Origin of the sequence: Pantoea sp. USHLN298 (assembly GCF_037149395.1) — a bacterium.
GTDB classification, from domain to species: Bacteria; Pseudomonadota; Gammaproteobacteria; order Enterobacterales; family Enterobacteriaceae; genus Pantoea; species Pantoea astica.
In genome coordinates this window covers 40,942-60,736 of record NZ_JBBCRO010000003.1, presented here as the reverse complement: position 1 = coordinate 60,736, position 19,795 = coordinate 40,942, and the positions used below count along the sequence as shown (strand labels likewise).

General features: G+C 59.5%; 15 protein-coding genes. 7 read left to right on the top strand and 8 right to left on the bottom strand.

Annotation, left to right across the window (positions count from 1 at the left end):
• Nucleotides 1-201: 201 nt before the first annotated feature.
• The 4 genes from WFK59_RS08345 (at nucleotide 202) to katG (ending at nucleotide 8,162) form a co-directional block, all read left to right on the top strand.
• Nucleotides 202-1,224, top strand: coding sequence for an LLM class flavin-dependent oxidoreductase (locus WFK59_RS08345; protein ID WP_233987691.1), 1,023 nt, complete (start codon nucleotides 202-204; stop codon nucleotides 1,222-1,224).
• A 368-nt stretch (nucleotides 1,225-1,592) separates the two neighbouring features.
• Nucleotides 1,593-2,690, top strand: a complete 1,098-nt coding sequence (locus WFK59_RS08340) for an efflux RND transporter periplasmic adaptor subunit (protein ID WP_336755576.1) — start codon at nucleotides 1,593-1,595, stop codon at nucleotides 2,688-2,690.
• Nucleotides 2,687-5,749 carry an efflux RND transporter permease subunit gene (locus WFK59_RS08335; RefSeq protein WP_336755575.1) on the top strand — a complete coding sequence of 1,021 codons (3,063 nt, stop codon included), beginning with the start codon at nucleotides 2,687-2,689 and terminating at the stop codon, nucleotides 5,747-5,749. The genes WFK59_RS08340 and WFK59_RS08335 overlap by 4 nt, the downstream gene beginning before the upstream one ends.
• A 202-nt stretch (nucleotides 5,750-5,951) precedes the next feature.
• The gene (gene katG, locus WFK59_RS08330; RefSeq protein ID WP_336755574.1) at nucleotides 5,952-8,162 is read left to right on the top strand and encodes a catalase/peroxidase HPI; all 2,211 of its coding nucleotides are present in this window, start codon (nucleotides 5,952-5,954) and stop codon (nucleotides 8,160-8,162) included.
• 76 nt (nucleotides 8,163-8,238) lie between these two features.
• Here the strand turns inward: katG and WFK59_RS08325 are convergent, their stop codons facing one another.
• Genes WFK59_RS08325 through WFK59_RS08290 form a run of 8 tightly spaced genes read right to left on the bottom strand, consistent with a single transcriptional unit; the run spans nucleotide 8,239 to nucleotide 15,955 of the window.
• Nucleotides 8,239-9,660, bottom strand: a complete 1,422-nt coding sequence (locus WFK59_RS08325) for an FAD-binding oxidoreductase (RefSeq protein WP_336755573.1) — start codon at nucleotides 9,658-9,660, stop codon at nucleotides 8,239-8,241.
• Between the two features lie 24 nt (nucleotides 9,661-9,684).
• On the bottom strand, nucleotides 9,685-10,500 hold the full coding sequence (locus WFK59_RS08320) for an ABC transporter permease (RefSeq protein WP_233987696.1): 816 nt from the start codon (nucleotides 10,498-10,500) through the stop codon (nucleotides 9,685-9,687).
• A gap of 4 nt (nucleotides 10,501-10,504) precedes the next feature.
• Nucleotides 10,505-11,332: an ABC transporter ATP-binding protein gene (locus WFK59_RS08315; protein ID WP_336755572.1), complete on the bottom strand. Its 828-nt coding sequence runs from the start codon at nucleotides 11,330-11,332 to the stop codon at nucleotides 10,505-10,507.
• Nucleotides 11,329-12,312 (bottom strand): ABC transporter substrate-binding protein, encoded by a 984-nt coding sequence (locus WFK59_RS08310; protein ID WP_336755571.1) that lies wholly within the window; start codon nucleotides 12,310-12,312, stop codon nucleotides 11,329-11,331. The genes WFK59_RS08315 and WFK59_RS08310 overlap by 4 nt, the downstream gene beginning before the upstream one ends.
• A gap of 13 nt (nucleotides 12,313-12,325) precedes the next feature.
• Nucleotides 12,326-13,207: a creatininase family protein gene (locus WFK59_RS08305; RefSeq protein ID WP_336755570.1), complete on the bottom strand. Its 882-nt coding sequence runs from the start codon at nucleotides 13,205-13,207 to the stop codon at nucleotides 12,326-12,328.
• Between the two features lie 21 nt (nucleotides 13,208-13,228).
• Nucleotides 13,229-13,690 carry a RidA family protein gene (locus WFK59_RS08300; protein ID WP_336755569.1) on the bottom strand — a complete coding sequence of 154 codons (462 nt, stop codon included), beginning with the start codon at nucleotides 13,688-13,690 and terminating at the stop codon, nucleotides 13,229-13,231.
• Nucleotides 13,680-14,960 (bottom strand): cytosine deaminase, encoded by a 1,281-nt coding sequence (locus tag WFK59_RS08295; RefSeq protein WP_336755568.1) that lies wholly within the window; start codon nucleotides 14,958-14,960, stop codon nucleotides 13,680-13,682. The genes WFK59_RS08300 and WFK59_RS08295 overlap by 11 nt, the downstream gene beginning before the upstream one ends.
• 20 nt (nucleotides 14,961-14,980) lie before the next feature.
• A complete protein-coding gene (locus WFK59_RS08290; RefSeq protein WP_336755567.1) occupies nucleotides 14,981-15,955 on the bottom strand; it encodes a PDR/VanB family oxidoreductase in 975 nt (324 codons plus the stop codon).
• 212 nt (nucleotides 15,956-16,167) lie between these two features.
• Between WFK59_RS08290 and WFK59_RS08285 the strand changes: the two genes are divergently transcribed.
• The 3 genes from WFK59_RS08285 (at nucleotide 16,168) to WFK59_RS08275 (ending at nucleotide 19,781) form a co-directional block, all read left to right on the top strand.
• Nucleotides 16,168-17,091, top strand: a complete 924-nt coding sequence (locus tag WFK59_RS08285) for a LysR family transcriptional regulator (RefSeq protein WP_336755566.1) — start codon at nucleotides 16,168-16,170, stop codon at nucleotides 17,089-17,091.
• A gap of 261 nt (nucleotides 17,092-17,352) precedes the next feature.
• On the top strand, nucleotides 17,353-18,342 hold the full coding sequence (locus tag WFK59_RS08280; protein WP_233987704.1) for an ABC transporter substrate-binding protein: 990 nt from the start codon (nucleotides 17,353-17,355) through the stop codon (nucleotides 18,340-18,342).
• A gap of 11 nt (nucleotides 18,343-18,353) precedes the next feature.
• Nucleotides 18,354-19,781 (top strand): amidohydrolase family protein, encoded by a 1,428-nt coding sequence (locus WFK59_RS08275; protein WP_336755565.1) that lies wholly within the window; start codon nucleotides 18,354-18,356, stop codon nucleotides 19,779-19,781.
• Nucleotides 19,782-19,795 lie beyond the last annotated feature (14 nt).

Below are 19,795 nucleotides of genomic sequence, written 5' to 3'. Positions count from 1 at the left end.
GGCAGAAGAGGAACAGGCAGCCACAGTGAAATAAACACGGCGCAAAGACAAAGACGTTATTTTTCTTAGCTATGTCGAAAATCCTGAATATGGCGCTGAAAGATATTGACTATCAGTGGCGACGACGACGGCGTAACCTTTGCTTATCGAAAATCGCCTCAGCATGTGCGGGTCAGCGTTGCCCGCCAGGAGAAGTAACAGATGAAAAAGATTGGCTTTTTATCCTTCGGTCACTGGACACCCTCTTCACAGTCAGCCACCCGATCGGCGCAGGATGTGTTACTGCAATCGATCGACCTGGCGGTGGCGGCCGAAGAGCTGGGCGCAGATGGTGCCTACTTCCGCGTGCACCATTTTGCCCGCCAGCTGAGTTCCCCGTTCCCGCTGCTGGCGGCGGTGGGTGCCCGCACCAAAAAAATTGAGATCGGCACCGGCGTGATCGACATGCGCTATGAAAATCCGCTCTATATGGTGGAAGATGCCGGTTCAGCCGACCTGATTTCCAACGGTCGTTTGCAGCTCGGCCTGAGCCGTGGTTCGCCGGAGCAGGTGGTGGATGGCTGGCGCTATTTTGGCTTTGAGCCAAAAGCGGGGGAGACCGACGCGGATATGGGACGTCGTCATACCGAAGAGTTCCTGGAGGTGCTACGCGGTGAAGGTTTTGCTAAACCTAATCCGCAGCCGATGTTCCCGAATCCGCCGGGTCTGCTGCGCCTCGAACCGCTGTCAGAAGGGCTGCGTGATCGCATCTGGTGGGGCTCTGGCTCCAATGCCACCGCAGAGTGGGCGGCAAAAATGGGTATGAACCTGCAAAGTTCGACCCTGAAAGATGATGAAACTGGCGAGCCCTTCCATATTCAGCAGGCGAAGCAGATCCGCGCCTACCGTGAAGCGTGGAAGGCCGCTGGTCATCAGCGCGAGCCACGGGTTTCAGTCAGCCGCAGCATCTTTGCGCTGGTGAATGACATGGACCGCGCCTACTTTGGCCGCAGCGGCAGTGACCAGGATTCGGTGGGTTTCCTCGACGAAAAAACCCGCGCCATCTTTGGCCGCAGCTATGCCGCTGAGCCGGAGCAGTTAATTAAGCAACTGGCTCAGGATGAAGCGATTGCTGAAGCCGATACGCTGCTGCTGACCGTGCCGAATCAGCTGGGCGTGGCGTATAACGCGCATGTGATTGAGGCGATACTGAAATATGTCGCGCCGGAACTCGGCTGGCGTTAATCCCTTCCCCAACACAGCGCCTTAGTAATAAGGCGCTGATTTCCTCTTCAGCAACCCTTCCCGCGTCAGTCGCTTAACGCAATAACACACTCCTCAGCGTCGCCACCTGACGGACGGCCCGCGCCGGCTCGTTTCGCTGTCCGCATCCTGTGACGTAAATTATCAGTAGTCACTGTTTTATTCGTTACCTCTTCTTTTGCTTATCCGCCCGCCTGTGACCGCGCACTGCGCCGATAACTTTGCGGGCATGACAATCCGCAGGTGCAGAACCAAAAGTGATCCTCAATCGCTATTTTGTGACCATTGACAAAATTAGTCACTTGATAAGAGAATGGCGCTAACTCCCCATTCACTGATAAAGGTCACTTATGTTCAGGTTTAATCCTGCCACCGTTGCTCTATGCCTGCTGCCGCTGGCACTGGCTGCCTGCCATGACACTGCCCGTGATGACGATCCGCGCAACCAGCCGCCTCAGGTCCGGGTCGCAAAGGTGGTCAGCGCCACTGACGCCGCACGCGCCTTCAGTGGAGTGGTGGTTGCCCGGGTCCAGAGCGATCTTGGCTTTCGGGTATCGGGCAAAATTCTTGAACGTCTGGTGGATAACGGCCAGAGCGTCAGACGCGGTCAGCCGCTGATGCGTCTCGACCCGGTCGATCTGCAGTTGCAGGTCCAGGCCCGGCAGCAGGCCGTTGCCGCGGCACAGGCCCGCCTCAGACAGACCGCGGCCGATCAGGCGCGTTACCGCAGCCTGCTGAGCAGCGGGGCGGTTTCCGCATCGGCTTACGATCAAATCCGCGCCGCAGCAGAGACGGCGAAAGCTGAACTGCGGGCGGCAGAAGCGCAGGCGGATGTGGCGCGAAACGCCAGTGGTTATGCGCTGCTGCTGGCGGACGCCGATGGGGTGGTGATGGCCACGCTCGCCGAACCGGGCCAGGTCGTGAGCGCGGGCGAACCGGTGATCCGGCTGGCCCGCGCCGGTCAGCGTGAGGCGCGGGTCGAGCTGCCGGAAACGCTGCGTCCGGCGCTGGGTAGCGTAGCGATGGCAACCCTCTATGGCCGCAATAGTGCGGCGGTGCCGGCCCGGTTGCGGCAGCTGGCGGATGCAGCGGACCCGCTGACCCGCACCTTTGAAGCCCGATATGTGCTGGAAGGGGCGCTGGCCGCTGCGCCCCTTGGCGCTACCGTCAACCTCGCGATCCCCAACAAGGCCACGCAGCCTTTGCTGCAGGTGCCGCTGGCCGCGCTCTACGATGCGGGCAAAGGCCCCGGCGTCTGGCAGATTGCCGGGCCGCCCGCCACCGTCGCCTGGCGGCCGGTAAAAGTCATCAGTCTCGGTGATGAGTCGGCTACCGTCAGCGGTGAACTCCAGCCGGGAGAGCCGATTGTAGCGCTGGGCGCGCACCTGCTGCATGAAGGCGAACGTGTCCGTCTCAGCCAGGCTGACGCCGCCGGGAGCCAGCCATGAGTCACGGACGGTTTAACCTCTCGGCGCTGGCGGTACGTGAGCGCGCCATCACGCTGTTTCTGATCATCCTGATTACCGTTGCTGGGGTGCTGTCGTTTTTTGAACTCGGTCGGGCGGAAGATCCGCCGTTTACCGTGAAACAGATGACGATTATCACCGCCTGGCCGGGCGCCACTGCGCAGGAGATGCAGGATCAGGTGGCGGAACCGCTGGAGAAGCGGCTGCAGGAGCTGAAATGGTATGACCGCAGTGAAACCTATACCCGTCCTGGTATGGCCTACACCATGCTGTCGTTGCAGGACAAAACGCCGCCGTCACAGGTGCAGGAGCAGTTCTATCAGGCGCGTAAAAAGCTCGGGGATGAGGCCAGCAATCTGCCTGCCGGAGTGATAGGCCCGATGATCAATGACGAGTTCTCCGATGTGACGTTTGCGCTGATGGCGCTGAAGGCCAGAGGGGAACCGCAGCGTCTGCTGGTGCGAGATGCCGAAGCGCTGCGTCAGCGGCTGCTGCATCTGCCGGGCGTGAAAAAGGTCAACATCATTGGTGAGCATGCCGAGCGCATTTACGTCTCCTTCTCACACGATCGACTGGCGACGCTCGGCATCTCGCCGCAGGACATTTTCGCCGCCCTGAATGACCAGAACGTTCTGACGCCAGCCGGCTCCATCGACACTGCCGGACCGCAGGTATTTATCCGGCTGGAAGGGGCCTTCGATAAGCTGGAAAAGATCCGTGAAACGCCGATTGTGGTGCAGGGCAGAAGCCTGAAGCTGGCGGATGTGGCAACGGTCGAGCGCGGTTATGACGATCCTGCCACCTTTCTGGTGCGCAATCAGGGTGAACCGGCGCTGCTGCTCGGCATTGTGATGCGTGACGGCTGGAACGGGCTGGATCTCGGCAAGGCGCTGGCGGCGGAGACCGTCAAAATTAACCAGGCGATGCCGCTCGGCATGTCGCTGACTCAGGTCACCGACCAGTCGGTGAATATCCGCTCGGCGGTTGATGAGTTCATGGTGAAGTTTTTCGTGGCGCTGCTGGTGGTGATGGTGGTCTGCTTCGTCAGCATGGGCTGGCGCGTCGGTGTGGTGGTGGCGGCCGCGGTGCCGTTAACCCTGGCGGTGGTATTTGTGGTGATGGAGGCCTCCGGGAAAAACTTTGACCGGATCACGCTGGGCTCGCTGATACTGGCGCTCGGGCTGCTGGTGGATGACGCGATCATCGCTATCGAAATGATGGTGGTCAAAATGGAGGAGGGCTACGATCGGGTTAAAGCCTCCGCCTATGCCTGGAGCCACACCGCCGCACCGATGCTGGCCGGGACGCTGGTCACCGCGGTGGGCTTTATGCCCAACGGATTCGCTCAGTCGACCGCCGGTGAGTACACCAGCAACATGTTCTGGATTGTCGGCATTGCGCTGATCGCCTCATGGGTGGTGGCGGTGGTCTTTACCCCGTATCTCGGCGTGAAGATGCTGCCAGCCATCAAAACCGTCGAGGGCGGCCATGCGGCGATCTACAACACCCGTCACTACAATCGCTTTCGCCATCTGCTGACGCGCGTAATTGCCCGCAAATGGGCGGTGGCGGGCGCGGTGATTGTGCTGTTTGTGGCGGCGGTGTTCGGCATGGGGCTGGTGAAAAAACAGTTCTTCCCGACTTCCGATCGTCCGGAAGTGCTGGTGGAACTTCAGTTGCCCTACGGCAGTTCCATTGAGCAGACCGCGGCGGCCACGGCAAAAATCGAAACCTGGCTGAAAAAGCAGCAGGAGGCGAAAATTGTCACCGCCTATATCGGCCAGGGACCACCGCGTTTTTATCTGGCGATGGCACCGGAACTGCCCGATCCTTCGTTTGCCAAGCTGGTGGTGCTGACCGACAGCCAGCAGGCGCGTGACGCGCTGAAGTTACGGCTACGCGCGGCCGCGGCCAGCGGTCTGGCTCCCGAGGCGCGGGTGCGCGTCACTCAGCTGGTGTTTGGCCCCTATTCACCTTATCCGGTGGCCTGGCGGGTGATGGGACCCGATCCTGCACGGCTGCGGGTTATCGCCAGCCAGGTGGAAGCGGTACTGCAGGCCAGCCCGATGATGAGAACGGTCAATAGCGACTGGGGTTCACAGGTGCCGACCCTGCATTTCTCCCTCAATCAGGACCGTTTGCAGGCGGTGGGGCTGACCTCCAGCGCCGTGGCCCGCCAGCTGCAGTTTCTGCTGTCGGGCGTGCCGATCACTGCGGTGCGGGAAGATATTCGTTCGGTGCAGGTGGTCGGACGGGCGGCCGGCAATATCCGGCTCGATCCGGCGCGGATCGGCGACTTTACCCTGGTGGGCGCGGCGGGCCAGCGTATTCCGCTGTCACAGATTGGCGAAGTTAAAGTACAGATGGAAGATCCGCTGCTGCGGCGGCGCGACCGCACGCCGGTGATCACCGTGCGCGGCGATATCGCTGACGATCTGCAACCGCCGGATGTCTCAGCCGCCCTCGGCAAACGCCTGCAGCCGATCATCGCATCGCTGCCGGAAGGCTACCGGATAGAGCTGGCGGGCTCGATAGAGGAGTCGGGAAAAGCGACCCAGGCGATGGCGCCGCTGTTCCCAATCATGATCGCCATCACGCTGCTGATTATTATTTTGCAGGTGCGATCCATGTCGGCAATGGTGATGGTATTTTTAACCGCTCCGCTTGGACTGGTCGGTGTGGTGCCGACGCTGCTGCTGTTTAATCAGCCGTTCGGCATCAATGCGCTGGTCGGGCTGATTGCGCTGTCGGGGATTCTGATGCGTAACACCCTGATCCTGATTGGTCAGATTCACCACAATCAGCAGCAGGGGCTGGCCCCGTTTGATGCGGTGGTTGAGGCGACCGTGCAGCGCGCCCGACCGGTGCTGCTTACGGCGATGGCGGCCATTCTGGCGTTTATCCCGCTGACGCACTCGGTATTCTGGGGCACGCTGGCCTATACCCTGATTGGCGGTACGCTGGGCGGCACCATTATCACGCTGGTCTTCCTGCCGGCGATGTATGCCATCTGGTTCCGGATCCGCCCGGTAGCGGAGTAACCGGCGGGCGGTGAAAGCCGCCCCTCTGAACATCCTGCGCTACGCCGTGCCTGTTGACAGGCGCGGTGCTTTTCATCGTTAAAACCTTTTCAGCTAAGCATATTCAAAGGAGCAGGCTATCAAAGGTATAGGATGAGACAGGTGTGCCTTTTTCAAAAGCCACTATAGAGTAGCGCTGAGAATACATAAAAGAGGTGTGACCATGAGCAATTCTGTTGATGAAGATGCAAAAGATGCAAAGCCTATTGTCGAAGCCGATCGCGAAGCGGCGGCGGGTAAATGTCCTTTTCACGCAGGAAAGGCAAACCAGACATCAGGCGGCGGCACGACCAGCCGTGACTGGTGGCCTAACCAGCTGCGTGTCGACCTGCTGAACCAGCACTCATCCCGCTCTAACCCATTGGGCGAGTCGTTCGACTACCGTAAAGAATTTGCCAAATTAGACTACGCTGCGCTGAAAGCCGATCTCAAAGCCTTGCTCACAGAGTCACAAGCCTGGTGGCCTGCCGACTGGGGCAGCTACATCGGTCTCTTTATCCGTATGGCCTGGCACAGCGCCGGCACCTATCGCGCCGTTGATGGTCGCGGTGGTTCAGGACGCGGTCAGCAACGCTTCGCCCCGTTAAACTCCTGGCCGGATAACGTCAGCCTGGATAAAGCGCGCCGTCTGCTGTGGCCGGTGAAGCAGAAGTATGGTCAGAAGATCTCCTGGGCTGACCTCTATATCCTGGCGGGCAACGTGGCGCTGGAAAATTCCGGCTTCCGCACCTTTGGTTTTGGTGCCGGACGTGAAGATGTCTGGGAACCGGATATGGATGTCAACTGGGGCGATGAAAGCACCTGGCTGGAACACCGTCACCCGGAAGCGCTGGCGCAGTCACCGCTGGGCGCGACGGAAATGGGGCTGATCTACGTCAACCCGGAAGGCCCGGAACACAGCGGCGATCCGGCTTCGGCTGCCCCGGCCATTCGTGCCACCTTCGGCAACATGGGCATGAACGATGAAGAGATCGTCGCCCTGATCGCCGGTGGTCATACGCTGGGCAAAACCCACGGTGCCGGTTCGGCCGACCACGTTGGCGTTGACCCGGAAACCGCACCGCTTGAAGCACAGGGTCTGGGCTGGGCGAGCAGCCACGGCACCGGCGTTGGTGCTGATGCGATTACCTCAGGTCTGGAAGTGATCTGGTCGCAGACGCCGACCCAGTGGAGCAACTACTTCTTCGAGAACCTGTTCAAATATGAGTGGGTCCAGACGCGCAGCCCGGCGGGCGCGATCCAGTTTGAAGCGGTCGATGCGTCAGAGATTATTCCTGATCCGTTCGACCAGACGAAGAAACGTAAACCGACCATGCTGGTTACCGATCTGACCCTGCGCTTCGACCCGGAGTTCGAGAAAATTTCGCGTCGTTTTTACAACGATCCGCAGGCATTCAATGAAGCCTTTGCCCGCGCCTGGTACAAGCTGACGCACCGCGATATGGGGCCGAAAGCGCGTTATATCGGTCCGGAAGTACCGAAAGAAGATCTGATCTGGCAGGACCCGCTGCCGGTACCGGTTTACCATCCGACCGGCGCCGACATCGCCCAGCTGAAAGAGAAGATTGCCGCCGCGGGCCTGAGCGTCAGCGAACTGACCTCGGTGGCGTGGGCGTCAGCCTCTACCTTCCGTGGCGGTGACAAACGCGGTGGTGCCAACGGCGCGCGCCTGGCGCTGCTGCCGCAACGCGAGTGGGACGTAAACGCTATTGCGGTCCGGGTGTTGCCGACGCTGGAAGCGCTGCAGCGTGAATTTAACAAGGTTTCGCTGGCCGATCTGATTGTGCTGGCCGGTGTGGTCGGGGTTGAGCAGGCGGCGAAAGCGGCTGGCGTTGAGATTGAGGTGCCGTTTATTCCGGGCCGGGTCGATGCGCGTCAGGATCAGACCGATATCGAGTCGTTTGAGTTGCTGAAACCTCGCGCCGATGGCTTCCGTAACTACGGTCGCGGCTACGGTAAAACCACCACCGAGAACCTGTTAATTGATAAGGCCCAGCAGCTCACGCTGACGGTGCCGGAATTAACGGTGCTGATTGGCGGAATGCGCGCGCTGGGCACCAACTACGACGGCAGCCAGCACGGCATCTTCAGCCGCCGCGTCGGGGAACTGAACGCCGATTTCTTCGTCAATCTGCTGGATATGCGCATTGAATGGAAAGCGGTTGATGGCTCCAGCGAACAGTTCGAAGGTCGCGATCGCCTGACCGGTGAAGTCCGCTTTACCGCTACCCGCGCCGATCTGGTGTTCGGCTCCAATGCGGTATTACGCGCCTCGGCGGAAGTCTATGCCAGCAGCGATGCTAAAGAGAAGTTCGTTAAAGACTTCGTTGCAGCCTGGACCAAAGTGATGAACCTCGATCGGTTCGAACTCTGATCGCCCGCTGTTAACTGTTGAAAGCAAAAACCCGCTGAGTGATAAGCGGGTTTTTTATTTTTCAAAGCCTGATGGCTCAGCGAGCGGGCTCGCCAGGCTGACGCTGGAGTAACAGCGGATCGTCATCTAACACCAGCGTGTCACGCAGCGCCCAGCCTTTGAGTTTACCGGGATTAAGTAACCCGTCTGGATCGAGGCACTGTTTAACCGACACCACCTCGGGTTTGATCTCGCCCTGTTTGCCCTCTTCAATTTGATAGACATGCGGATTGTTGATCCTGACATCATGAGCGCGGAAGGTGTCCATAATCTCATTCAGCCTTGCTTCGCTGGTATAGCGCACCAGTTGCAGGCCGCTGGCAGTGATATTGCCTTCACCGTCACGCAGGAACTCAATATGCGACATCACTTCATCACCCAACCGGGCGGCCATATCAATAATCTGCTGACGATAACAGGCCGGGTTAAACGCAGTCTGTAAATAGGTCAGCGTGCTGTCTGCCTTCAGCGCATGAAGCGTGGTGTGGTTCCAGCAATATTCCATCAGTGACGCATTCGCCTCGCGTGCTGCGTCGGCAGGCTGCCGCACCGCGTTGCTGCCGCGATATTTCTCCAGCAGCCCCGTTGCCAGCCGTTCACTTTCCCCGGCAATCAGGCTGATCACCGCGTGCTGACCCGCCTGATAATGGCCATTAAGATGGGTGAAGTAGCCGGGGATCGGCGCGGCAAAGAGTGCCAGCTGACGTTTCACCACTCCTGGTGAACGGGCAAAGGCATTGGCGTAATCCAGCGCATCGGTAAAATCGTCGAACACGTCGAGCCGCTCTATCCAGTGGTGAACCGGGGCCAGCGCCAGCTCAACCTCCAGCACGATCCCGTTGCTGCCGTAAGCGTGATGCAGCAGCAGCGCCTGCGGTGCCGGTATCTGCAAAATGCGCGGTTCCGCCTCCACCGTCATGACTTTGACGCTGAGTACGTTACCGGCTGCGGCCAGCGGGCCATAGTTGATTGAGCCGATGCCGCCGAAACCGCCGCCGTACAGCCCGCCCAGCGTGGCAAGGCGGTAAGTCGAAGGCATACAGCGCAGTTCCCAGCCGGTCGGGCGGGTCAGGGCTTCAATCTCCGCCAGCCGCATTCCGGCCTGCGCCCGCACCACGCCATCACTGAGTTCACACAGCTGATTAAAGCCGGTCATATCAACCAGAATGCCGCCCTCCAGCGGCACCAGCTGACCATAGTTGCCGGTTGCGCCACCCCGCAATATCAGCGGTAACTGATGCTGTACGCAGGCGCTGACCAGCAGACTCAGCTCCTCTTCACTGCGCGGTTTAACCACCGCATCGGCCTGCTTATCTTCCAGTTGCCGTTTGAGTACCGGGCTGAACCAGTGAAAGTCGCGCGACAGGCGTTTAACCTTTGGCGGCTGCAATGTCCAGTCGAGATCGGGAAGTGCCTGTTGTATCAGAGTAAGTGCCTGCTGACGGTGTTCAATGTGCATCGTGTTCCTGCCTGAAAATAGAGGTTAATGAGACTGAACCGCTTCGCTCTCGTGCCAGGCGCTGAGCGCGCGGCGGGAAATCCACGACATCACACCAAACAGTGCAATCCCGGCGAGGGAGATCAGCAGCAGCGCCGCGAACATCAGCGGAATATCGAGCTGATAGCCCGCCTGCAGGATCTGGTAGGCCAGCCCGGTATTATTTCCGCCGGTCCCGGCGACAAACTCGGCCACCACTGCACCAATCAGCGACAGCCCGCTGGAAATTCGCAGCGCCCCGAAAAAGTAGGGCAGCGCGGAAGGAATGCGCAGGCGAATCAGCACCTGCAGACGACTGGCGCGGCTCAGCCTGAAGTAGCTCAGCAGCCCCGGCGAGACGCTGCGCAGCCCCTGGGTGGTGTTAGAGATAATCGGGAACACCGCCATCAGGGTTGAGCAGACCACCAGCGACAGGGTGGTGTCTTTGACCCAGATAATAATCAGCGGCGCAATGGCGACGATGGGCGTCACCTGCAGGAAGACGATGTAGGGAAACAGGGCGGTTTCGACAAAGCGGTTCTGCACCAGCACAAAGGCCACGGCGGCACCGATGACGATCGAGAGTAAAAACGAAATCAGCGTGATTTTCAGGGTGAAGAGCAGCGCCATCATCAGCGACCCGAAATGAGTCCACAGGCTTTGCAGCATCACCAGCGGTGACGGCACCAGAAACTGCGGGATGTTGAAGTAGCTCACCCAGCCCTGCCACAGCAGCACCACAACCACCGCGACCACGGTGGGATAAAACACTTTGCGAAAGCCGGGATTGGCGATCCACGGCGAAGATTTTTGCGTCTGCATGGTATTACTCCCCGCCCGATTGGCTGGCTTGTAGCAGGCTGTCCTGCAGTTGCTTTGCGTAACGTGAAAAAGCCGGACTGACACGGAAATCTTCGCTGCGCGGGAACGGCTCATTGATGGCGATATCCTCCACCACCCGGCCCGGCCGGGCTGCCATCATGATCACCCGCTGCGACAGAAAAACCGCTTCATGTATTGAGTGGGTAACGAACACCACCGTCAGGCCCTGTTCACGCCACAGCCGCAGCAGGTCACTGTCGAGTTTATTGCGGGTGATTTCATCCAGCGCGCCAAAGGGTTCATCCATCAGCAGCAGTTTCGGACGCGTGACCAGCCCGCGTGCAATCGAGACGCGCATCTGCATACCACCGGAGAGCTCGCGCGGCAGCACCCGGGCAAACTGACCCAGCCCGACCAGTTCCAGCGCCTCGGTGACGCGGGTATTGGCTTCGGCCCGCGGCACGCCCGCCAGATCCAGCGGCAGACGAACGTTGTTTTGCACTGTGCTCCACGGCATCAGCGTGGCTTCCTGGAACACAAAGGAGAGCGGAACCTGCGCGCTTTCCCGGCTATCGCGACGCCACAGCACCAGTTTGCCATCGCTGGGCTCGGTCAGCCCGGCGACCATTTTTAGCAGCGTACTTTTGCCACAGCCCGACGGACCGAGCAGGGTGACAAATTCGCCCTGATGAATGGTGAGATTGACCGGCAGCAGCGCGCGGGTGCCGTTGCTGTAAATTTTCTCTGCCGACAACACTTCGATAGCCGGCTCTGCGTGCGGCGTGGCGGCACGACGATCGCGCATCACGGTCAGGTTGGGGGCGGAATTCATGGCATCACCTTCGCGTCTTTGATCATATCGAGGCTATAGGTCTGGTCGAACGGCACTTTCTCCGCGTCGATCAGCTTGTTTTTCACCAGCATCTCCCAGCTCTTTTTCAGCCGAGCTTCGGTGATGATGCCGATACCGCCGGTTTGTGCGTCACCGCCGGTAACCAGCTGGTATTTCTTCATCTGCGCGATGCCGAAGGCGATCTGGTCGGCGCGCATCTGCGGGTTATCTTTGGCGATCAGCGCATTGCCGGCGGTCGGGTCCTGCAGATAGGCTTTCCAGCCCTGCATCGAGGCTTTGACGAAGGCGGCCACGGCGGCCGGTCGTTTTTTCACCGTGTCAGCCATGCAGATAATCGAGTTACCGTAGGGCGGATAGCCCCAGTCGCTGAGCATGTAGACGTAAAACGGTTTGCCGCCTTTGGCAATCGAGAACGGCTCGGAGGTGACGTAACCCTGCTGCACCAGGTTGTTATCGGCGAGAAAAGGCTGAACGCTGAAGGTGTAGGGCCGGACTTTCACTTTATCCAGTCCCAGCTCGCTTTTGGCCCACGGCCAGAACGAGTTATAGGCCTCGGTTGCCAGCAGGAAGGTTTTGTCCCTGAGCTGCTGCGGCTGGTCCACCTTGTCATGGCTGATAAAGACCGTCGGCGAATGCTGGAATACCGTCGCCACCGTAACGGCATGAACCCCAGCCTCCCAGGTCTCCAGCGCCTGGCCGTTATCGCCCAGCGTACAGTCGGCGCGTCCGGCCGCCATAAGCTGCATCACGTTGACCTGCGGGCCGCCCATATTAATGCTGACATCCAGTCCGGCTTTTTTGTACAGCCCGTCGGCCTGCGCCTGATAAAAGCCACCGTGCTCCGCCTGGGCATACCAGTTGGTCAGGAAGGTAAACTTCTCTTCCGCCATCGCGGAGGCAGAAACCCCGGTCAGCAGCAGGGCCAGCAGAGAGAGAGTCGATCGACATCCAGGTTTCATCGTAAGCACTCCACTATTCAGAGACAAAAGAAGACGAAGGGGGCGTAAAGGTGGTTTGTACAAAACCGTGCCAGTGCTGTTTTCCCCAGGTGGGTTCGCTGCGGATTTTCCAGCTCATCTGGTGGATTTCGGTGATCGCCTGCGCCCAGCTTGCCGCCAGCGAATCGAGGATCGCGTGGCCCTGTTCGGCGGTAGCGCCGGTGGGATCGCCAATCACGCCACTCGGTCCGAAATCGTAGGCGGCCCAGGCAGCCGCCGGTCGGCCTGACGAGAGCGTCGGGCAGGGAAATGCTGGCGGATAGTTCGCAACCGCCTGGTCGAGGTGGACGCACTCCGGCGCCAGCGCCAGCATCACAGCGGTTTCGCTGTGACCGGCGTGCATCGCCATCTTCTGCTCCTCGGCGCTGAGGAACTGGTTTTCGACATTCGGCACCCGAAACACGTCGTGCGGGATCACGATCATATCGCCATGACGCAGGCGCATTTCCCGCGCCGCCATCTGCAACACCTGCGGCTGTCCGCCGTGACCGTTGATCATCAGCAGCTTGCGAAAACCGGCGCGGTAAAGCGATTCGGCAATTTCCAGCACCGTTTGCAGCAGGGTGTCGCCGGTTAAGGTCAGCGTGCCGGGAAAGTTCAGGTGTTCGTCTGACTTGCCGTAGGTGATTGGCGGAATGGCGTAGGCCGGGACCGACGCGGGCAGCCGCGCCAGCGCATGGCCCGCCACGCCGGAGGCGATCACGCTGTCGACCGAACAGGGCAGGTGCGGACCGTGCTGCTCAATCGCGCCGGTCGGCAGCACAATCACCGTATTGGCTTTGTCGGGCAGGGCAGCAATCGCCGTCCAGCTGAGAAAAGGCAGAAATCGCGCTGCGGGAATATAACCGTTAATCATGCTGTGCCTCGTGATCGGAAATTATCGGGGGAGCGGTAGCCAGGCGGTGGCTTCCACTTCAATCAGTACCTCGGCGCTGGGCAGCATTTCGCTGACCTGTACCACGGTTGAAACCGGAGGCTGGCCGTCATAGAACAGCTTTCTGACCCGGCTGTAACAGGGAAAGTGATCGAGATTGCGAAAGTACTGCACCAGCTTGAAGACATCACTCATCTGCCCGCCCGCCTGTTCGATGGTGTGGCGAATGCTTTCCAGCACGTACCAGCTCTGCGCGAGGATCGGTCCCTGTCTGGCATCGGTGGAGAACTCGCCGGTTTCGCCAACTAACTGGCGAACTTCGGCCGGGATATCCTTAAAGCCGCGTACCAGAGTGCCGTTCTGCGGGTTAACCGGAATGATGCCGGAGAGAAAGACAAAATCGCCGGCGCGACGCCAGGCGGCATAGTGGGCGAGCGGTTTGCCCGCGCCCTCTTCAAGACTCATAGGGGTTCTCCTGCTGCCAGGTGCGTTGATGGGTCAGCCTGCCGCGCTGGATCACCAGACGGGCAGCACTGTTTAATGGCCAGCTGCCACTGTCGCTGCCGGGAAACAGCACCAGCGTGGCGTCGCTGCCGGGTGACAGCGGCGGTACGGCTGAAGGTTCTCCGGTCAGGGCGGCGACATCACAAATCAGCCGTGAAGCGTGGTCAAAAACGTGGCTCAGTTGCAGGGCGAACAGGGCGCAGCTCAGGGTATCCAGCGGGTCATAACTGCCTGCCGGACAAAAGGCATCCTGAACGTTGTCGCAGCCGATCAGCAGCGGAACGCCAGCCGCCTGCGCCTCTTTCAGCAGAGTGATGCCGCGCTGACGCGGCGTACGCCCGGTTACGGCATCCTGCAACAGCAGGTTGGTCATCGGCAGAGCAATCAGCGTGACGCGCTGTGCCGCCAGCTGTTGTAACACCTGGCTCGCCTGCTGCTCACTGCCGGACGCCAGCGCGCAGCCGTGACTGCAACAGATGTGGCCGCTGAAGCTGTTTTCAGCCAGCCAGTGCGCCAGCCAGCTCAGACCCTGGGCCACGGGCGACAGCTCTTCATCAATGTGCAGATCGAGATCCAGATGCCAGCGTGCGGCGCTGCGCATCAGGTGAGTCATCGCCGCCGGGTCCCAGTTTGAGGAGTGGATAAAGCCGCCGAGCAGGCAATGCTGGCCGCTCTGCGCCACGGTGCGGGCGATGCGGTCAGCGACCTCAGGGTCGGCAAACAGGCCCAGCGGCACCAGCGCGACCCGTTCCAGCCGCATCGTTGGCGAGGCTATCGCGGCCAGTTCCGTCCAGGCGAGCGGGGCGGTAGCGTCAAACCAGTCGAGATGGGTGCGTAAGCGGGTGACACCGTTAGCCGTCGCTAATGCGATCGCCTTGCGGGCGCGCTGCTGCAAATCTGACGGCGTCCAGTGCTGACGATCCTGATGCAGGGTCTCAATCGCGGCCAGCAGACCCGGTTTCGACGGGCGACTGCGGGCAAGAGTAAAGGTTTTATCGAGATGCGCGTGTGGTTCAATCAGCCCCGGTAACGCCAGCGCGCCGTGCTGATCCCACAGACCAATCTGATCGCGTCCGGCGGGCGTCAGGGCGGCAATCTTGCCATCCTCAAAGCGCAGATCCGCCAGCAGCGGCTCGCCCGCTTCCGTCGGCCAGTTCGCTGGCAGCAGCCAGGCGGGCAGACGAACATTAGCAATGCCTTTCAGTGGGGCGTCAGTGAAAGCAGCAGGCATCTTCAGGCTCCGGGGTGGCATTAAAGATCGAGGACCAGAACCGGCGTTCTGGATCGCGAGCAGCACAAGGTTATCTGCGTATTCTCCGCTTTCTCTTCGGCAGTCAGCACGCAGTCGCGATGATCGGGAATACCATCGATAACATCCGTAATGCAGGAGCCACAAATACCCTGTTCGCACGACAGCATAATATCGACGCGGGCGCTTAACAGGACTTCAGCAATTGTCTGATTCGGGCCAACTAAATAACGGCTGCCGGTTGAGCTGAGCTGAATATAAAATGGGTTATCGCTGGCGCTGTTATTCAGTGCCGCATTGCTGAACCGCTCAAAAGATAATTGTTGCGGCTGCCAGTGATGCTGCTGCATAAGATGTTGCAGGCGCTGAATAAAGCCATCCGGACCGCAGGCGATTATTCGCGTCTGTGGGTCAGGCTGTGATAAACAGGGCGGCGTGAGGTGACGCAGGGAGTCACTGGCGCTGCTGTAATGAAAATAAACCTGGTCGGCCAGTAAGGGCGCTGATAAGCGTGAAGCAAAGGCGGCCTGTTGTGGCGCAGAAAGATAATAATGCAGCTCAAATTCAATACCTTGCCGGACAATCTGTTCCGCCATGGTCAGCAGCGGCGTAATACCAATCCCGCCAGCAAACAGCAGATAGCGTCCCGCTTCGGGCAGCGGAAAGTGATTACGCGGCGCTGAAATCGTCAGCTTATCGCCGGGCCGGAAATGATGATGAATATAATGTGAACCGCCGCTGGAACGTTCTGCCCGCCTGACGCAGATTTCATAATATTCGCCGCTGTGGGAGTAGCTGCAAAGGGAATACTGGCGCGGACCGATATCCGGAATAATCACGTCAATGTGCGCGCCGGGTAAATAAGCCGGTAACGCTTCGCCGTGCTGCGAAATAAGCTGCAGAGAAAGATTATCGACACCGTTAATATCGACAGATTTAATCGTGACAGGAATCAGTCCGGCATCTTTCATCGTCATTTACCGTTTTTCATTAAGCTGGCCTGTATAAAAAGGACGAAAACGCACTCGCCGACTGACCCGAAGCGAAACAGCGGTTCGCTGCCCGGCATCTGCCTGTCCGGCGATGAAACAATCGTTCCCGTTGCAATGAAATCTACGTTATTGTGATAAAACTGTTGCGTCCAGCGCTTTGATTCGCACATCCCGTTGCATAAAAGAGAGCACTCGCTATGTTCGCCTTCTCCCGATTTTTGCTCTATTTCACTGAAGTCGCCCGTCAGGGATCGTTTCGTAAGGCCTCCGAAACCCTGCATGTGGCGGCATCCTCCATCGACCGGCAGATCCTGCGGGTTGAGAAAGAGCTGGCGATGCCGCTGTTTGAGCGTCACCCCAGCGGCCTGCGGCTGACCGCCGCCGGTGAGCTGTTGTTGCACGCGGCAAATAACTGGAAAAAGGATTTTTCCCGGGTCTGCGAACAGCTTGACGATCTGCGCGGTCTGCGCCGCGGTCATGTGCGTATCGCCACCATCGACGCCATTAATCGGCAGTTTTTCTCGTCGATGCTCAGGCAGGTGCATCTCGACTACCCGAATATCTCTTTCACCCTGACCACCATGAATAACGTCGATATTCAGCAGGCGCTGATCTCAGGTGATGCTGATTTTGGCGTGATGCTCAATCCGCATACCTCACGTGAGCTGCAGGTGCGGGCGTTTGCCGAAATTAACCTTGGGATTGTGGTGCCGGGCGGACATCCGCTCGCCAGCAAAAGCGGGGTGCGATTTAATCAGTGCATGGATTATCCGTTTATCCTGCCTTCCGCGCCGCTGATGCTGGCGGAACCGGTGCAGGCGCTGATCAACATCCACGGTGGCAGCATCAGAGAAGTGGCGGTATCGAATAATATCCACATGATTCGCTCGCTGATTAAAGAGAAGATCGGCATCGGCATTCTCTGCTGGCTCGATATCATGGATGAGGTGAAAAGCGACGAACTGCGGTTTATTCCGCTGACCGATCCGCAGCTCAAAACCTTTACCCTGTCGCTGTGCGTCGCACCGGCCAGGCAGCTCTCGCTGGCGGCCTCAATGATGCTTAAACAGCTGGAAATGCTGTTCAGTCAGATCCAGACTCCAGGCCATCACCGATCCTGACTCTGCACCAGCATGGTGCTCTCTGCTCCTTAATGAATCAAAGGTTGCAGCGCGCCCGGCACCGATCGCTGCGCCAGCCGCCATCCACGCCGATCCGCTGACCTGGCATCCTTTTTGTATAACTCAGTGTGAGTAGAAGCGGTCAGTGCAGGTAACTGCGCGGGACATTGCTCAGCCACCATTTCGCGGTTCATGTTGAACCGGTTGGGGGCTGAGCCGCATTGGCTCAGCCTCTCTCCGGTGACGATTAGGAGAGGAGCAATGAAGTTACTATTCCGCATTCCCCTGTCTGGCTGCGTGCTGAGCACGCTGATTTCTGGCGCATTTGTCTTCCCAGTGGGTGCCGCAGAGAAAATCGCCTTACTCACTTCCTGGTACGCCCAGGCTGAGCAGGGCGGCTACTATCAGGCGCAGGCGACCGGCATTTATCAGCGCTACGGGCTGGATGTCAGCATTCAGTCCGGCGGACCGCAGATCAACGGTATGCAGTTGCTGTTATCAAAGCGGGCCGACGTGATCATCGGTTATGACCTGCAGTTACTGGAAGCGGTACAGCGCGGCTTTCAGGCGAAAGCGATTGCCGCCCCGTTCCAGTTCGATCCGCAGGGGCTACTGACCCACGCCTCCGTTACCTCCCTTGACGGCCTGAAAGACAAAACCATTCTGGTTTCCAGTTCCGGCCAATCCACCTGGTGGCCGTGGCTCAAGGCGCAGTATCAGCTCAGTGATGGGCAGGTACGTCCCTATACCTTCAATATTCAGCCGTTTATTGCCGATCAGAATGTGGCCCAGCAGGCTTACGTCAGCTCTGAGGTTTTCCAGGCACAGAAGGCCGGGGTGAAATCGAACTTCTTTCTTTTCTCCGAACACGGCTATCCCCCTTACGGCGGCATTCTGATCACCCGACCAGACCAGATCAGCAGCCGCAATGAGGCGATGGCGAAGTTTGTCCGTGCCTCAATGGAGGGCTGGGTGAGCTATCTGAACAACCCGGCACCGGGCAATGCGCTGATTAAAAAAGATAACCCGAAGATGACCGATGATTTGCTGGCCTGGGGCGTGACGCAAATCAAACAGCACCATCTGATTGACGGCGGCGATGCCGCGACAGCCGGCTGGGGCACCATGACACAGGAGCGCTGGCAGAAAACCCGGGATTTCATGGTGAAAGCCAGCCTGCTGAAGGCGGATACCGACTGGAAACAGGCGTACACCACCGAGTTTGTTCAGCAGATGCAGGTTAAACCGTGAGGAGTGATGCGATGTCATCTCAGTCATTACTGATTAAAAATGCGCACGCCATTCTGACTGGCCTGCCGGGCGATCGGGCGCGCCAGGCCGGACCCGATATCCGCGTCCGTGAGGGCGTGATCGAAGCCATTGGCTCGCTGAGCGCCTTGCCGGACGAGCGGCTGATCGATGCCCGCGACTGCGTGGTCTATCCCGCCTGGGTCAATACCCATCACCACCTGTTTCAGTCATTGCTCAAAGGTGAGCCGCAGGGGCTGAACAAAAGCCTGACCGCCTGGCTGAGCGCGACGCCCTATCGCTTTCGCGCCACCTTTGACGAGCAGACGTTCCGGCTGGCGGTGCGTATCGGCCTGATTGAGTTACTGCGGTCCGGCTGCGCCACGGTCGCCGATCATAACTATCTCTACTGGCCGGATATGCCGTTTGATCCCTCAGAGATTCTGTTCAGTGAAGGCGAGGCGCTGGGGATGCGCATTGTGCTGTGCCGCGGCGGCGCAACGCAGGGGCGGACCATTGAGCAGGATCTGCCACAGGCGCTGCGCCCGGAGAATTTCGGCCACTACATGGCTGATATCGAACGGCTGGTGGCGCGCTACCACGATCCGCGACCAGCCTCGCTGCGGCGGGTGGTGATGGCTCCGACCACGCTATTGCATTCGGCTCCCGGCGCGCAGCTGCGCGAAATGGCCGGGCTGGCGCGCCAGCTCGGTATCCGGCTGCACAGTCATCTGTCGGAAACGGTGGATTATCTGGATGCGGCGCGCGATCGCTTCAATATGACGCCGGTGCAGTTCTGCGCCGAACACGACTGGCTGGGTGATGACGTCTGGTTTGCGCATCTGGTGAAGCTGTTGCCGCACGAGATCACGCTGCTGGGTGACAGCCGGACCGGGATTGCGCACTGTCCGCAAAGTAATGGCCGTCTCGGCAGTGGCATTGCCGATCTGCTGGCGCTGGAGCAGGCGGGCGTCCCGGTTTCGCTGGGCGTGGACGGTGCAGCATCGAACGAAGCGGCAGATATGCAGAGTGAAGCCCATGCGGCCTGGCTGTTGCAGCGCGCCCGAAAAGGCATGTTTGCCACGCCACGCTATGACGGCGGAACGTTTGAAGGCGGCGGCGATGCGGCGACCATCGAAGATGTGGTGCGCTGGGGCAGCGCTGGCGGCGCGCAGATCCTCGGCCTGCAACAGAGCGGCACCGTGCAGGTCGGGATGCTGGCTGATATCGCCATTTACCGGCTGGACGACCCGCGCTACTTCGGCCTGCACGACATGGCGATTGGCCCGGTGGCCTGCGGTGGCCGGGCTTCACTCAGGGCACTGATGATCAATGGCCGGGTGATTGTCGAAAACGATCACATCCCTGGCCTCGATCTCGACGCCATGCGCCATCAGGCAATGTCAGCCGTCCGCACCCTGCAACAGCGTGCCGCCGGTTAACCCTCTTCTGTAAA